Source organism: Anaerococcus marasmi, from assembly GCF_900290195.1.
Classification (GTDB): Bacteria; Bacillota; Clostridia; order Tissierellales; family Peptoniphilaceae; genus Anaerococcus; species Anaerococcus marasmi.
The window spans coordinates 1,054,301-1,068,693 of record NZ_OLMF01000004.1 but is presented as its reverse complement, the minus strand read 5'-3'; the positions used below and the strand labels follow the sequence as shown (position 1 = coordinate 1,068,693).

11 protein-coding genes and 1 pseudogene are annotated in these 14,393 nt (G+C 34.5%); 6 read left to right on the top strand and 6 right to left on the bottom strand.

The features are described from left to right. Nucleotide 1: 1 nt before the first annotated feature. The 5 genes and pseudogenes from glyQ to C7D97_RS05570 all read left to right on the top strand — a co-directional run. Nucleotides 2–883 carry a glycine--tRNA ligase subunit alpha gene (gene glyQ / locus C7D97_RS05595; protein ID WP_105301111.1) on the top strand — a complete coding sequence of 294 codons (882 nt, stop codon included), beginning with the start codon at nucleotides 2–4 and terminating at the stop codon, nucleotides 881–883. Beyond that, nucleotides 876–2,939: a glycine--tRNA ligase subunit beta gene (gene glyS / locus C7D97_RS05590; RefSeq protein ID WP_105301110.1), complete on the top strand. Its 2,064-nt coding sequence runs from the start codon at nucleotides 876–878 to the stop codon at nucleotides 2,937–2,939. The genes glyQ and glyS overlap by 8 nt, the downstream gene beginning before the upstream one ends. Nucleotides 2,940–2,942: 3 nt before the next feature. Then, the gene (locus C7D97_RS05585) at nucleotides 2,943–3,773 is read left to right on the top strand and encodes a pyruvate, water dikinase regulatory protein (protein WP_105301109.1); all 831 of its coding nucleotides are present in this window, start codon (nucleotides 2,943–2,945) and stop codon (nucleotides 3,771–3,773) included. An 11-nt stretch (nucleotides 3,774–3,784) separates the two neighbouring features. Further along, nucleotides 3,785–5,317, top strand: coding sequence for a glutamine-hydrolyzing GMP synthase (guaA, locus tag C7D97_RS05580; protein WP_105301108.1), 1,533 nt, complete (start codon nucleotides 3,785–3,787; stop codon nucleotides 5,315–5,317). A gap of 558 nt (nucleotides 5,318–5,875) precedes the next feature. Continuing rightward, nucleotides 5,876–6,064: pseudogene (locus tag C7D97_RS05570) on the top strand (MobC domain-containing protein); the annotation flags it as partial. 137 nt (nucleotides 6,065–6,201) lie between these two features. On the opposite strand, the gene C7D97_RS05565 reads toward C7D97_RS05570, so the two are convergent. The 6 genes from C7D97_RS05565 to C7D97_RS05530 all read right to left on the bottom strand — a co-directional run bounded on the left by C7D97_RS05565 (nucleotide 6,202) and on the right by C7D97_RS05530 (nucleotide 12,503). Then, nucleotides 6,202–7,581, bottom strand: a complete 1,380-nt coding sequence (locus C7D97_RS05565; RefSeq protein WP_105301106.1) for a sensor histidine kinase — start codon at nucleotides 7,579–7,581, stop codon at nucleotides 6,202–6,204. Then, the gene (locus C7D97_RS05560) at nucleotides 7,572–8,231 is read right to left on the bottom strand and encodes a response regulator transcription factor (RefSeq protein WP_105301105.1); all 660 of its coding nucleotides are present in this window, start codon (nucleotides 8,229–8,231) and stop codon (nucleotides 7,572–7,574) included. Before C7D97_RS05560 ends, C7D97_RS05565 begins: the two co-directional genes overlap by 10 nt. A 32-nt stretch (nucleotides 8,232–8,263) precedes the next feature. Further along, nucleotides 8,264–8,992 carry a lantibiotic immunity ABC transporter MutG family permease subunit gene (locus C7D97_RS05555; protein WP_105301104.1) on the bottom strand — a complete coding sequence of 243 codons (729 nt, stop codon included), beginning with the start codon at nucleotides 8,990–8,992 and terminating at the stop codon, nucleotides 8,264–8,266. Further along, on the bottom strand, nucleotides 8,992–9,732 hold the full coding sequence (locus C7D97_RS05550) for a lantibiotic immunity ABC transporter MutE/EpiE family permease subunit (RefSeq protein WP_105301103.1): 741 nt from the start codon (nucleotides 9,730–9,732) through the stop codon (nucleotides 8,992–8,994). Before C7D97_RS05550 ends, C7D97_RS05555 begins: the two co-directional genes overlap by 1 nt. A gap of 2 nt (nucleotides 9,733–9,734) precedes the next feature. After that, entirely contained in the window at nucleotides 9,735–10,436 is a 702-nt protein-coding gene (locus C7D97_RS05545; RefSeq protein ID WP_105301102.1) for a lantibiotic protection ABC transporter ATP-binding protein, read from the bottom strand. Nucleotides 10,437–11,459: 1,023 nt separating this feature from the next. Beyond that, on the bottom strand, nucleotides 11,460–12,503 hold the full coding sequence (locus tag C7D97_RS05530; RefSeq protein ID WP_105301099.1) for a Fic family protein: 1,044 nt from the start codon (nucleotides 12,501–12,503) through the stop codon (nucleotides 11,460–11,462). 355 nt (nucleotides 12,504–12,858) lie between these two features. On the opposite strand from C7D97_RS05530, the gene C7D97_RS05525 reads away from it, so the two are divergent. After that, on the top strand, nucleotides 12,859–14,382 hold the full coding sequence (locus C7D97_RS05525) for an ATP-binding cassette domain-containing protein (RefSeq protein ID WP_105301098.1): 1,524 nt from the start codon (nucleotides 12,859–12,861) through the stop codon (nucleotides 14,380–14,382). The last annotated feature ends 11 nt before the right edge of the window (nucleotides 14,383–14,393 follow it).

Below are 14,393 nucleotides of genomic sequence, written 5' to 3'. Positions count from 1 at the left end.
AATGTACTTTGAAGATTTAATAATGAAACTTGAAGAGTTTTGGAAGAATGAGGGATGTTCGGTAATGCTTCCTTACGATACGGAAAAGGGAGCAGGAACTATGAATCCCAATACATTTTTGCGTGCCCTAGGTCCTGAGCCTTGGAAGGTGTGCTATGTGGAGCCATCAAGAAGGCCAGCAGATGGTAGATACGGGCAGAACCCAAACAGGCTCTACCAACACCACCAAATGCAAATTCTCCTAAAGCCAACCCCAGACAATATCCAAGAGCTTTACCTAGAATGCTTGGAAGCAATCGGCATCAACCCAAGAGAGCACGACATAAGATTTGTCGAAGACAACTGGGAAAGTCCAACCCTAGGAGCCTGGGGACTCGGTTGGGAAGTATGGCTTGATGGAATGGAGATTACACAATTTACTTATTTCCAACAAGTCGGAGGCATAAACTGCGAGATCGAAAGTGGTGAGATTACCATTGGTCTTGAAAGAATCTTTATGTATCTATCAGGAGTGGATAATGTATTTGATATTAAGTGGTCCAAGGATTTAACTTACAGAGATATCTTTGGCCTAGCCGAATACGAGAATTCAAAATATTCCTTCGAAGATGCAGACAACGAAGTCCTAGAAGAATTGTTTAATATTTATGAAAAAGAAGCCAACAGACTAATTGATCTAGGTCTATGCATTCCTGCCTACGACAATGTCTTAAAGACAAGCCATGCCTTTAACACCCTAGATGCCAAGGGGGCCATATCAGTTTCTGAGAGAAGCCACTATATCAAAAGGGTAAGAGACGTATCAAGAAAGGTAGCCCACAAGTTTATCGAGAAAAGAGAAGAGTTAGGCTACCCTCTTCTAAGAAAGGATAATGATGAGTAATTACTTATTAGAAATCGGAGTAGAAGAGATACCTTCTGATTATGTCAAAAACACCAAAAGACAATTAGAAGATAAATTTAAGAAACTAATCGAAGAAAACAAATTAACTTGCGAGTCTATCTCAGTAGAGTCAACTCCAAGAAGATTTGCTATCTTGTTAACGGGTGTAGAGGCAGACCTTACAGAAAAGACCGTATCTGTCAAAGGACCAAGTGTGAAGATCGCCTATGACGAAGGCGGCGAGCCAAAGAAGCCTCTTTTAGGTTTCCTAAAGGGTCAAGGAGCGGACATATCTGATGTAGTAATCAGAGAATTCAAGGGCGAAGACTATATCTATGTAGAAAAAAAGGAAAAGTCAAAATCAGTTCCTGAAGTCCTAAGAGAAAATGTCTACGAACTTGTAAAGTCAATTTCCTTCCCAAGATCTATGAGATGGGCAGGAAAGTCCATCAGATGGGCAAGACCAATCAGATGGTTTGTATCAATCCTAGATGACGAAGTCCTAGACTTTGATGCTGAGGGAATTGCTGTAGGAAGAGTGACCAAGGGCCACAGAACTCTTGGATCCAATCATATAGAAATTGACAAGATAGAAAACTACGAAAAGCTCCTTAAGGAAAACTACGTAATCCTAAAATACAAGGACAGAAAAGACATCATCCTAAGAGGACTTAACAGACTATCTAGCGAAGTTGGCGGAGAGTACATGAAAGACGAAGCCCTCCTAGATGAGGTTATAAACATAGTAGAATATCCAACTGTCCTAATAGGAGGAATCGACAAGGACTATCTAGAAATCCCAAAAGAAGTAATAACAACTCCTATGAAGGACCACCAAAGATACTTCCCAGTTCTAGACGAGAACAAGAATCTACTTCCATATTTCCTAGTCGTAAGAAATGGTGACGAAGAATTTAAGGAAAATGTAGTAGAAGGAAACAAAAAGGTCCTAGTTGCAAGACTAGAAGATGCTAAGTTCTTCTACGAGATAGACATGAAAAAGCCACTCGAAGCCTATGTAGACGAGCTAGAAAATCTTGCCTTCTTCGAAGGCTTGGGCAATATGAAGCTTAAGACAGAAAGGCTCACGGACCTTACAGAAAGATACAGACAAGCCCTAGCCATTGGCGAGGATATGGCACATCCTATAGGAAGAGCAGCCTATCTATCGAAGGCAGACCTTGTGACTAAGATGGTAGTAGAATTTACCGAACTACAAGGAACTATGGGAAGAATTTATGCAAGTAAGTCAGGCGAGGAAGAAAGAGTAGCAACAGCTATAGAAGAATCCTACATGCCAAGATCTTCTGGATCTGCCCTACCAAAAACTATCACAGGCATCATTCTTTCTATTGCAGATAAGATGGATACCATAGTTGGTCTCTACGCTATAGAAAAATACGTAACAGGAAGCCAAGACCCATTCGGTCTAAGAAGAGCCTGTCTTGGAATTATAAATATCTTCCTAGAAAACTCTATCGATATAGATCTAAGAAAGCTTGTAAATGATGCTCTCCTAGTCTATACAGAAAAGAACGAACTTGCCTTCGACTACGATACAGCTATGGACAAGGTCTTAGACTTCTTTAGGGACAGACTCAAAAACAAGTTAATCGACGATGGAGTAAGCTATGATACAGTAAATTCTGTAATTAATACTAGCGATTTAAATATCATAAAAATCGTAAAGAAAGCTAAAAGCATTGACCGCTTCCTAGAAGATAATGAAGATCAAGTATCCTACTTTACAAGAATAGTTAATCTTTCAGATTATCAGGTAGATACTGAAGTGAGAGAAGACCTATTTGAAAATGACTTGGAAAGATCCTTCTATGAGAAAATCACAGAGCTTGGAGACTTTAATCCAAGTGCAGAAGCGGACTTTTTGGCAGAGCTTAACAGGATAAAAGAAACTAGCGAAATAGGTAATACTTATCTAGACAATACCATGATCAATGTAGAAGACGAAGAAGTCAAAAATAACAGAATCGCCATGCTAAACAAACTAGCAAGAAGGATTGAGCAAATCCTCGATATAAAAGAAATAGTAAGGTAAAAAATGAAAGAATTGACTACAATACTTATAAGTGATTCGACCGGAGAGACTGCACAAAACTACATCAAGTCAGTGACAAGCCAATTTCCTGACCTTAAGGTAAATCTAATTAGAAAACCAAGCATAGATACAACAGAAGAAATCGACGAAGTGATGGATAAGGCTAACAGCAGCTGTATAGTCGTTCAAACCATAGCCAACGAAGATTTATCCAAGCATCTAAGAGCTGTAGCCAAAGAAAAAAACATCGAAGTATTAGACATCCTAAACTACGGAATCAGAAAGGTAGAAGAAGCGACTGGCCTTAAGGCAGTAAGAGAAATCGGCCTAACCAGAACCCTATCAGAGGACTACTTCAATATGATAGAAGCAATAGAATTCGCCATCCAATACGACGATGGAAAAGATCCTAGGGGCTTTCCTCTATCAGATATAGTCCTAGTAGGAGTATCAAGGACTAGCAAGACTCCTACCACCATGATTCTTGCGACCAAAAACTTCAAGGTCTCAAACCTTCCTCTCGTGCCAGAAATAAAATTGCCACGTGAGATATTTGAAGTCGATCCTGAAAGGATCATAGGTCTTGTGATTGATCCAGACAAGCTATCAAACATCAGGGAAGTAAGGAGTAAGTCCTTAGGTATAGTAGGAGAATCAATATACTACGACGATACAAGAGTCAGAAGAGAGCTAGAATATGCACAAGAAGTCTTCAAGGACCTAGATTGTAAGGTAATAGATGTTACAGAAAACACAATCGAGCAAACTGCAACAGATATTGTCCAATACTACTTCGAAAAGTTTCCAGAAGAGAGCAAAAAGCACGTCCAATAAAAGGAGGGGGCATGAAGAAAGATAAAATTATAGTATTAAACTTCGGCGGCCAATACGACCAACTCATAGTAAGAAGAGTTAGAGAAATGGGAGTATACGCTGAATTATTTGACTGCGACACTAAAATCGATAATATTGATCTTGAAAATGTTGCAGGAATAATCCTAACAGGCGGCCCACAGTCAGTAAACGACAAAAACTCACTAAAGGCTGATGATAGAATATTTGACCTAGACATTCCAATGCTAGGAATCTGTTACGGACTCCAATACATCAACCACTACTACAAGGGAGAAGTCGAAACACCTAAAAATGGTGAATACGGCAAAACTCCGCTATTTGTTGACCAAAAAAGCGAGCTTTTCAAAAATGTACCTCAAGAATCTGTAATCTGGATGAACCACAGGGACAGAGTAAACAAAATCGCAGATGGCTTCAAGAAGATCGCTTGGACCCTAAATGCACCAGTGGCAGGTATAGAAAACAAAGAAAAGAAAATCTATGCGGTACAATTCCACCCAGAAGTAGTCCACTCTGAGTACGGAAAACAAATGCTAGAAAACTTTGTAATAAACATAGCCCAAGCTGAAAAAACATGGACTATGAAAGACTTTGCCAAGGCAAAAATTGCTGAAATCAAAGAAAAATACGCTGGAGAAAAAATGATCTGCGGCCTATCAGGTGGAGTAGACTCATCAGTTGCAGCGACAATCGTATCAAAAGCAATAGGAGATAATCTCCAATGTATCTTTGTAGACCACGGCCTACTCCGAAAAGACGAAGCCAAATCTGTAATGGAAACCTACAAGGACCTTGGTCTAAACGTAAAAATGGTCGATAAATCAGAAGAATTCCTAAGTCTACTTAAGGGAGTGGAAGAGCCTGAAGAAAAAAGAAAAATCATAGGCAACCACTTCGTAGAAGTATTCGAAGAAGAAGCCAAAAAAATTGGCGGAGCCAAATACCTAGTCCAAGGAACAATCTACCCTGACGTAATCGAAAGTGGTAAAGATAAGGCAAGTGTAATCAAAAGCCACCACAATGTAGGAGGCCTTCCTGAAGATATGGACTTCGTAGGACTCGTAGAGCCACTAAGAGAACTATTCAAGGACGAAGTAAGAGCAGTAGGAGAAGCAATAGGGGTGCCACATGATATGGTATGGCGCCAACCATTCCCAGGACCAGGCCTTGCCATAAGAGTAATCGGTGAAATCACCAAAGACAAACTAGATATAGTAAGAGAAACAGACGCAATCCTAAGAGAAGAAGTAGAAAACTTCGGCTTAAAAGAAGACATCTGGCAATACTTCACAGTATGGACCCCAATTAAGACTGTAGGAGTAAAAGGAGACGCAAGAGTATACGAAAACGTCATAGCAGTAAGAGCAGTAACCAGCACCGACGCAATGACAGTAGAAGCAGCCAACCTCCCATACGATCTAATGCAAACTCTATCTAATAGAATGATAAACGAAGTAGCCGGAGTAGGAAGAATAGTCTACGATATAACAAGTAAACCACCTGGAACAATTGAATGGGAATAAATCGACCGTTGATTTCGGTCGATTTATCCGAAAATCAGCTGCGGTAGCAGCGAGATAGTTTGCGCAGCAAACGGGATTTTCGTTAGTCCCACGCTTATGGGTGGCCGATGCTTTGCATCGGTCATTTTCGAGACCAATCCGTGGTGGATCTTCCCAAAGCCAGACGGGCTAGTACAAAACTAAGCGAGAAAACTCCAAAGGAGTTTTCGAGAGGAATCGCAAGCGATGTTTTTACGTTTTTCATCATTTCTCAAGCGACAAAGTCGCGCAGTAGAAATGGCGAAAACCCTTCTGCAGGGAAGAAAAGTCAACGCGACGAATAGGAGCGTTGGCTTTTCTGATTCGCTGAATGGGATTGAAAATTATGGAATAATTTTCAAGTATGATAGTGACGTGCTCAAACTAAGAGAATGAAAAATAGCTACTGCTAGTCAAATGGTAGTGGAAATAAAAAAAAGTAATTAAAATAATAGTTCAAAGCACTTTACATGAGGACAAAAATTAGACCGTAGTTAAAAGCTGCGGTCTTTTTTCCTATATATTATGATGATTAATTTATTTAGAGATCTACAATGGTTAATTTCAAATGCAACAAATAATATAAACTAGATTGCAAAGGCTACTAATACAACTGGTGTTATATACAAAAATGAAATTGATTCAATGAATAAAGAAATAGAAAAATTATCAAAAGAGATATGGGAAATATATTCCCTGTTTCTTTATAAATCAAAAGAAAGTTCTGGTGCTAGTATGGCAGTTACGAAAATGCATCCTATAAAATCAACTCTTAATTTAGCAATAGATTACATTATTAAGAGTGAAAAACTGATGAAAAAACTTAGTATTCTCATGTATAATTTATGAATACAAAAAAGAATACCCTATATAAGAGTATTCTTGACAGGTAATAATATGCTGACCTTTGCGCCTATTGTATCAGTCCTATTTTCTAAAATAAGACTTCCGCTATGCATCTCAATAATTTGTTCGGCAACAAATAATCCTATACCGTAGTTTTCTTTTGAATGCCTGCTTTTGTCTCCTTGATAAAATTGATCTGTAGCATATAATAGGTCTTCACCTGTAAATCCATGTCCTTGGTCTAATATTGATATTTTAAGCTCATCAGCTTTTGAACATATAAGTAACTCAATAGTTGAGCTTTTGGGACTGTGTTCCTCGGCATTACTAAGAATATTAAGAAAGGCTCGTTCAAAATTTTTTAAATCTACTATTAAAAAATAATCATCATAGTTAATATCTTCTAAAAGATTTAACTTATAAGTCGATGTGAATTCTTTAGCTAGTTTTTCAATGTTTTCTACAAATTCTTTTGCTCTAATTTGAGTAAAGTTTAATTCATTTGCTTGGTTAGATTTATTAACAAGCATTAAGGTTTCTATATATTTACTAATACGGTTTGTATTTTTTCTAATATAATTAAGATATGTTTCCTGTTCTTCTGTTAGGTTGGTTACTCCTAATAATTCTGAGTTTCCCTTTATAATTGAAACTGGAGTTTTTATATCATGGCTTAATGCTGAAATCTGATTTCTTTTTTTCTCTTCCTCTCTCCAATTTGTTCTTAAAGATTCACTTAACCCTAACTTTATTTTTTCTAAACTTTCTAATATGGCATTAAATTCCTGAATATTTGAATTTTCTATTTGGAAATCCAAGTTTTGTTTCCTGATTTCTTCTGAAGCTTTTAGTAATGGATTTAATTCTTTTGATATTTTCTTTGCCCAAATTAATGTGATAGTAATAATACTAATAAAACAAAATATTATCAGCAATATTAGTAATAAAGTATTTATTTGTGGTAGATTTTTTTGCATCCAAGGACTTTTATAATAAGGTTTTAGCTTATAAGCTACAAGCACATATCCATCTGATCTCTGTATTTCCATAAAGGATAAGTTGGCATTAGAATAAGCAGATCCCTTATGATAGTTGAAGGCTAAATCTTTAATATTCTTATTCATATTTGTTTCTATAACTTTATCGCCTTTTGATAGAAATAGATAAGATGTATTATCTGGAAGTAATGATTTATCGAAATTTTTTGAAGTTGCAATGTCTGTCCTTTTTTCAAGAATTAAACTCTCAGTATGGTTTGCTGGAAATATCCACTTAAATTGGAAAGAAGCAGATATAAAAGCCATTATTAATCCAACAGAGATTACTAGTCCTAGCCCAATACTTATCAAGTATTTAAAAAGTATATGTTTAAGAGATTGACCTTTTGATTTTAATTCCATTTATATCCGATCCCCCATACTGTTTCAATTGGATTTTTCCCATATTTTTGAAACTTTGCCCTAATATTTTTTATATGTTCTGATATTGCAGATGCATCTCCTATACCATCAAATCCAAAGATAAGCTCGTATATTTGCTCTCTTGAAAATACTTGTCCTTTTCTTCTTGCTAGTAATTCTGAAATTTGATACTCGGATTTTGTCAAATGAACTTTTTTCTCGACTACAAACACTTCATTTGAAGATAAATCAAATCGAATTTCACCAAGATTTAGACTAGTGTGTCGTTCTCTTTTTTCTCGTCTTAAATGTGCCTCTATACGAGCTAGGAGTTCTGCTGCACCGAATGGTTTTGTGATGTAATCATCTCCTCCAATTAATAAGCCTTCAACTATATCTTCTTCCATAGTTTTCGCTGTTAAAAAAAGAATAGGGCAGTCTACTTTAGCTCGAATATCCTTACAGAAACTAATTCCGTCAATACCTGGCATCATAACATCAAGTAGAATCAAATCATATTTACTAAGCTTACTATTATCAACGTCTAAAGGATTTTGATATACATCGACTTCATGGTTGTTCTTTTTCAAAATGTTTCTTATTAGATCAAGCATATCTAACTCATCATCAACTGCAAGAATTAAAGACATTTTATCACCTCATAATTTTAAATTAAAAATTTTTATTCACTAATAGATTTTCCATCCCGCTTATTAAACCAAATTATTGAGGAAATAAATAGGGTTAAGGTAATAATAAAAGCCGAAAAACCCCATAATCTTAGCTCTTTATAAAAAGAGGAATTGCTCATCAAAATATAGCTGGCCGTAAGTCTAGGGCCCCAAGTACAGGGTATAAAATACCAAATACTATCGCCAATTACAGTCATTGACAGCGAAGCAATCATTGTTTCTAGAAAACCCAATCCAATGGATGCACCGCTACTTAATAGGATTGATACCCAAAGATGAATCAAGTATAGAGAAAGGCTGCTGATAACAATTAGGAAAAATTCAATAAGCCAATCTAAAGTATTTTGATATCCAGTTAGTATTGCAAAGATTGTTATAGACAAAGTCAGAGATAGCACAAATCCTATTTCTAATACTATAAGTTTTCCAATATAAGCCTTAGTTCTAGATTTTGTAGTAGATAAGATCATTTGAAATTTCCCAGCACCCATTTCCATATCAACTACTTTTGAACTTATAAAACTGAAAATTATAGGCATTGATGCCCCTAAAAGTACGAAATAAGTTTGTACTATATCACTTTCTTCATAATTTTTTAGTCCAGTGATTTTTGCTGCTCCATAAAATAATAAAGAATAGGCTATAGGTAAAACTATGTGAATCCAAGGGAGCCAGGTGCCTTTGATTTTATATATTTCTGATTTTATTATCTTTATCATTATTTTACCTCTTGTTTTGAAAACCATTTTGCACCTATTATTGTAAGTAATGTAAATAGACTTATAGATAAAATACAAGGAATAAGTAATGATGTGCTTGATACCAAGGGATTTGTTGCATCTATTAATATTCCGTTTGGTAAAATATTCAATACAGGAATCATTAATCTATTTGCCCAAGCATATGGACAATAAATCCAAAAATAACTATCAGCTAACAAGATTCCTAAAGCTAACCCTAATACTGCATTGAGTACAATACTTGCTATAAAGCCAATTTTTTTGGCTAAGAAAAAACAAAAAGGGATTTGCCAAATATTAGTAATTATTAGTAATATGCTTGCAAATAGTAATGTTGAAAATCTATAGGTCGGCGTTAATTGTTTTCCAATAAAAAATTGAAAAATATATACTCCCAGCATATGAATTATAGCAGCAATACTCATATAAATTAATGCTGTGATTATTTTTGAAACCCATAACTTTTTGAGATTAATATTTAGAGGAAAAACTGCTCTGTAGTTTAATTTTCTACTTTCTTTTCTATCCATCATTGCTGGTATTAAGGCAAAAGTTGCTGGCATTATTATGACATACCACCAGTTATAGGAATTTGTAGTGAAATAACTTGGCATAAGAAAGAGTGATAGTAAGATTAAAGTTATTGGCATAATAACTAATAACTTCTTCAAAAAAGTGCGTTTATGTTTTAAATTTTCTGCAAGAATATAAGATATCATTTTTACACTCCCATTTCGCTTTTTATAACATTCATAAAAAGTTCCTCTAAATTGTCATCATGGTTAATAATGTTTTGATATTGCAATTTTCCATTATCGATAATTCCAATATGGTCAGCAGTTTGCTCAACTTCTGCTAAAATATGACTAGACAAAATAACAGTTATTCCTTTTTCTGGGAAAGATCTTATTAAATCACGCAATTCTTGAATTCCAAGTGGATCAAGTCCGTTTGTTGGCTCATCTAAAATCAAAAGCTTAGGATTATTTAATAAGGCAATGGCGATACCTAGCCTTTGTTTCATTCCTAAAGAAAATTGACCACTTTTCTTTTTACCAGTATCTTTTAAACTTACTATTTCCAAAACTTCATCAATTCTGGAATCTGGCAACCCTAACAGAAGGGTCCTTACCTTTAAATTTTCCCTAGCTGATAAGTTCTCATACAAGGCAGGCATTTCTATCAATGCACCAATATCTGATAAATCTTCACGACTCCACTTATGACCTTCAAAAAAAATCTCTCCAGATGTTTTATGAATCATTCCAGTAATCATCTTAAGTGTTGTCGATTTACCAGCTCCATTAGGTCCTAGCAAGCCATAGATAGAATTCTCTTTTATTTTTAAAAAAATACTATCTACAGCTTTTTGATTACCAAAGGTTTTAGTAAGATTTTTTGTTTCTAATATCAATTTGTCCATAAATGAACCTCCTCTTCATTTTATAAACTTAGTATAAAATACAAATTTAAGGATTCCATAAGGAAGATAAGATTCTTTAAAAATTTATTAGCTTATTTTTATCCTAAAAGTAGATATATCATCCGCTACTGGGACTGGGACGGGACTAAAAATTTGAAAATGTCCTATAATTAGGTGGATTTGGTGATATTAAAAAAATAGAATCTAGTATTTTGAATGATTTGAGATATATCGTACGTTTGGAAAAGAAGAACGGGAATAAATCGACCGTTGATTTCGGTCGATTTATCCGAAAATCAGCTGCGGTAGCAGCTAGGCAGTTTGCAAAGCAAACGAGATTTTCGTTAGTCCCACGATTATGGGTGGCCGATGCTTTGCATCGGTCATTTTCGAGACCACTCCGTGGTGGGTCTTCCCAAAGCCAGACGGGCTAGTACAAAACTAAGCTAGAAAACTCCAAAGGAGTTTTCGAGAGGAATCGCAAGCGATGTTTTTACTTAAGTCCTTATATCGAGCACTAAATGCGAAGGTAGATGGATGGCTATCTTTCCTAGGCGAGAATGGTAATAAATTGACCGTTGATTTCGGTCAATTTATCCGAGAATCAGCTGCTAGCAGTAAGAAAGTTTGCACAGCAAAGGGGATTTTCGTTAATCCTATACTTGTGCGTGAAAAGAAATTTGTACTTTTCATTTCCGAGATAAATTTATGTCTCGAAAAGTCGTAAATGGGTCCAGATATTTAAGCAATGAAACTCTAAAGAGTTTCTGAGAGGACTCCTAATAACAAAAGATATTTTTGTCAGAACTTAATCGCTGAAATTCAGTTTCAATAATTGATGGCCTGTTCTCCTTAGGCAAGAAAGAACCTATGCGATAAATAAGAACATGGATAATTTTGAGACGATGGCTTCAAACATAGGTACCATCTCTGTGTTAAGCTTTTTGGACAAAAAGGTTCAAAAAATTTAATATAGAGAACTAAACAAGGGAGCAAGCAAGTCGCAATAGATCCCAAAATATATCATTTTTTAACATAATAAGTTCCCCTACCTTGGCCATATCTTTCAATAGTACCATTCTCAACTAATTTACTAAGTGAGTTTTCAACTGAGGATCTACTTATTGTTGGAGTTAGTTTCGCGATATCAGATTTTGTAAATTTTCCCAACTGACTATTAACTGCTTTCTCGACTAAGGTGAATGCGGATTGTTTTCTATCAAATATATCTACTCTTTGCTCAAAATCCCTATAGGCAGATGTTATTATTCCGAGCGTATATTTTATAAAATAGGTCTTGTCTTCTCCATTATTTTTCCAATTATACCCACTTTTCTCCAATGACTTATAGTAATTGATTTTAGTTTTTTCAATCTTTTCTTCAAGACTTATATATTTACCTATTAAATATCCTTCTTTATATAAAAGTAAGGTTGTTAACAATCTTGACATTCTACCATTCCCATCATTGAAGGGATGGATGCATAAGAAATCATGTATAAAAGTAGGAATTAGTATGAGAGGGTTGATTTCTCCTTTATCAATTTCTCTATTGTAAGAATCACAAATCATAGTAATTGCTCTAGGTGTTTCAAAGGGTCCTAAGGGAGTGAAAATTACATGACTTTGTCCATTGGGTGTCGTTTCAGATATATAATTTTGAGTATTTTTAAACTTACCCCCTATGGATTTTTCTGAGTATTTAAACAGATTCTTATGTAGCTGTAAAATAACATCAGAAGTGACAGGGATATATTCATATGATTCATGTATGATACTTAGGACATCTTGGTATCCAAGGATTTCTTCTTCATCTCTATTTATAGGTTTTATCTTTTTTGAAATAAGATCTCTTATTCTAGAATCAGTAGTTCTAATTCCTTCGATTTGATTAGAACTTTTTGTACTTTGAATTATAGCTAGCTCAACTAGATTATCTATAGTTTGAGGCTTTTGTGATAGGAATATTTCTTGCCTTCCCTTATATTTTTCAATATTAGCTATATAATTTAGGATCTCAAAATCCCATTTTTTTTCTTTTAGAGTTTCATAGTTAAAGTTTCTCATCGCCTAATCCTTTCTCTATCACCTAAAATGTACCTTGTTTTAGGCGATAATTCAATTTTTAGGTGATTATTATAAACTATATCTATAATAGAATTAAATTTATGTCTATATTTGACCAATAAAATAATACCAGTATATTATCATCAACAAATACATACGGAGGTAAATTTATAGTGATTTTATAAGCAATATGGAAATTTTGATACTATTTTTAGCCTATTGAGGCTAGTTTTAGTATGCCATATTGTGGATAAGATTGCTTTGTTTACACGAGGGGAAGGTCTATTCACTTATTTGTGGATGGCCTTTTTTATATTTTATTTATGATCTGGCATGCTTCTCCTAAGGAGGATTTATGTTAGAGATAAGAGATTTAACTATAAGATTAATAGAAGATGATAGGATAATTCTAAAGGATTTTGATTTTACCTTAAATGATGGTGATAAGGTAGGTCTTATAGGTGAAGAAGGTAATGGGAAGTCTATACTCTTAAAATCAATTGTTAATATAGATGATGTAAACAATTACTGTGATGTCAGTGGAAAAATATATCTGGGAAATGAAATAGTGGGGTATTTACCGCAAAGCTTGGAAGAAGAATATTTTGATTTGACAGCTAATGAATATCTCTTTAGCAAAGTAAATATGGAGCTTATAGACTATAATGAACTTTATAAATACCTAGCAGACTTTAACTTATCAGCTGATATTTTATCAAATGATATAAAAATGAGAGAGCTTTCTGGTGGTGAGAAAATAAAGTTTATTTTAGTAGTTGAACTATTAAAAAGTCCAACTATTTTCCTATTTGATGAGCCTAGTAATGACCTTGATTATGAATCGTTATCTTGGCTTGAAAGTTTTATGAAAGATTTAGAAATTCCCTATATCTTTGTATCCCATGATACAAACCTACTTTCAAACATAGCTAATAGGATAATACATCTAGAACAAGTTAGAAGAAGGAGTGAGGCCAAGCATACAGTATCTAATAATACTTATGATGAATATATAAGAAAAAGACAAAACTTTATAGATTCGGAAACAAATAGAGCCTGCAAGGAAAGAGAAGAATTTGATAAAAAAATATACAGGTATAAGAGAGTCCACGATGCAGTCCAGCATGACATTAGAGCTACAAAAGATGATGTGGAAGGTAGGTTGCTAAAGGAGAAAATGCATACTGTAAAATCTATTGGAAGAAGACTAGAAAAAGAGGAAGCAAAGCTTACAAAAAAACCTGATTATGAAGATCCTATAGATATTTTCTTTGATAATAGTATAAAAATAGCTAATAGCAAGCAAATCCTAGACTACAAATTAGATAGTCTAAGGGCAGGTGATAAGGTCTTAGCTAAGGATATAAACTTAAAAATAATAGGTCCTGAAAAGATATGTATCATTGGCAAAAATGGAGCTGGCAAGACTACACTTTTGAAAAAATTAAAAGAAGAGTGCCAAAGTTTAAATCTTAAAGTAGGATATATGCCGCAGTCTTACTTTGAATATGAGAAAAAAGATATAAATGCTATAGAATATATATCTGATTCATTTATAAAAGATAATCATACCAAAGCCTCAAATCTTCTAGCTAGCCTAAACTTTAAAAGAGAAGAAATGTATAGAAATATATCAGACCTATCTGGAGGGCAAAAAGCAAAACTATTTTTCTCTAAAATGAATTTAGATAAGGCAGAAGTTTTAATCCTAGACGAACCAACCAGGAACCTATCACCCCTATCTAAACCTGAGATAATCAAGGCCCTCAAAGATTATAAAGGAGCGATAATTGCCGTTTCTCATGATAAGGATTTTATAGATGAAGTTTTTGATAAGGTATATGAACTAGGTCCTTATGGGCTAAAAAGAGTCAAGTAATCATTTTAAAT

What these genes read in the sequence shown, in the direction of transcription:
- C7D97_RS05560 (WP_105301105.1), bottom strand. Translation starts at nt 8,231, where the DNA reads ATGTCTTTAATTCTTGCAGTTGATGATGAGTTAGATATGCTTGATCTA.
- C7D97_RS05550 (WP_105301103.1), bottom strand. Translation starts at nt 9,732, where the DNA reads ATGATATCTTATATTCTTGCAGAAAATTTAAAACATAAACGCACTTTT.
- C7D97_RS05545 (WP_105301102.1), bottom strand. Translation starts at nt 10,436, where the DNA reads ATGGACAAATTGATATTAGAAACAAAAAATCTTACTAAAACCTTTGGT.
- C7D97_RS05530 (WP_105301099.1), bottom strand. Translation starts at nt 12,503, where the DNA reads ATGAGAAACTTTAACTATGAAACTCTAAAAGAAAAAAAATGGGATTTT.
- C7D97_RS05555 (WP_105301104.1), bottom strand. Translation starts at nt 8,992, where the DNA reads ATGATAAAGATAATAAAATCAGAAATATATAAAATCAAAGGCACCTGG.
- C7D97_RS05565 (WP_105301106.1), bottom strand. Translation starts at nt 7,581, where the DNA reads ATGGAATTAAAATCAAAAGGTCAATCTCTTAAACATATACTTTTTAAA.
- glyS (WP_105301110.1), top strand. Translation starts at nt 876, where the DNA reads ATGAGTAATTACTTATTAGAAATCGGAGTAGAAGAGATACCTTCTGAT.
- C7D97_RS05585 (WP_105301109.1), top strand. Translation starts at nt 2,943, where the DNA reads ATGAAAGAATTGACTACAATACTTATAAGTGATTCGACCGGAGAGACT.
- glyQ (WP_105301111.1), top strand. Translation starts at nt 2, where the DNA reads ATGTACTTTGAAGATTTAATAATGAAACTTGAAGAGTTTTGGAAGAAT.
- guaA (WP_105301108.1), top strand. Translation starts at nt 3,785, where the DNA reads ATGAAGAAAGATAAAATTATAGTATTAAACTTCGGCGGCCAATACGAC.
- C7D97_RS05525 (WP_105301098.1), top strand. Translation starts at nt 12,859, where the DNA reads ATGTTAGAGATAAGAGATTTAACTATAAGATTAATAGAAGATGATAGG.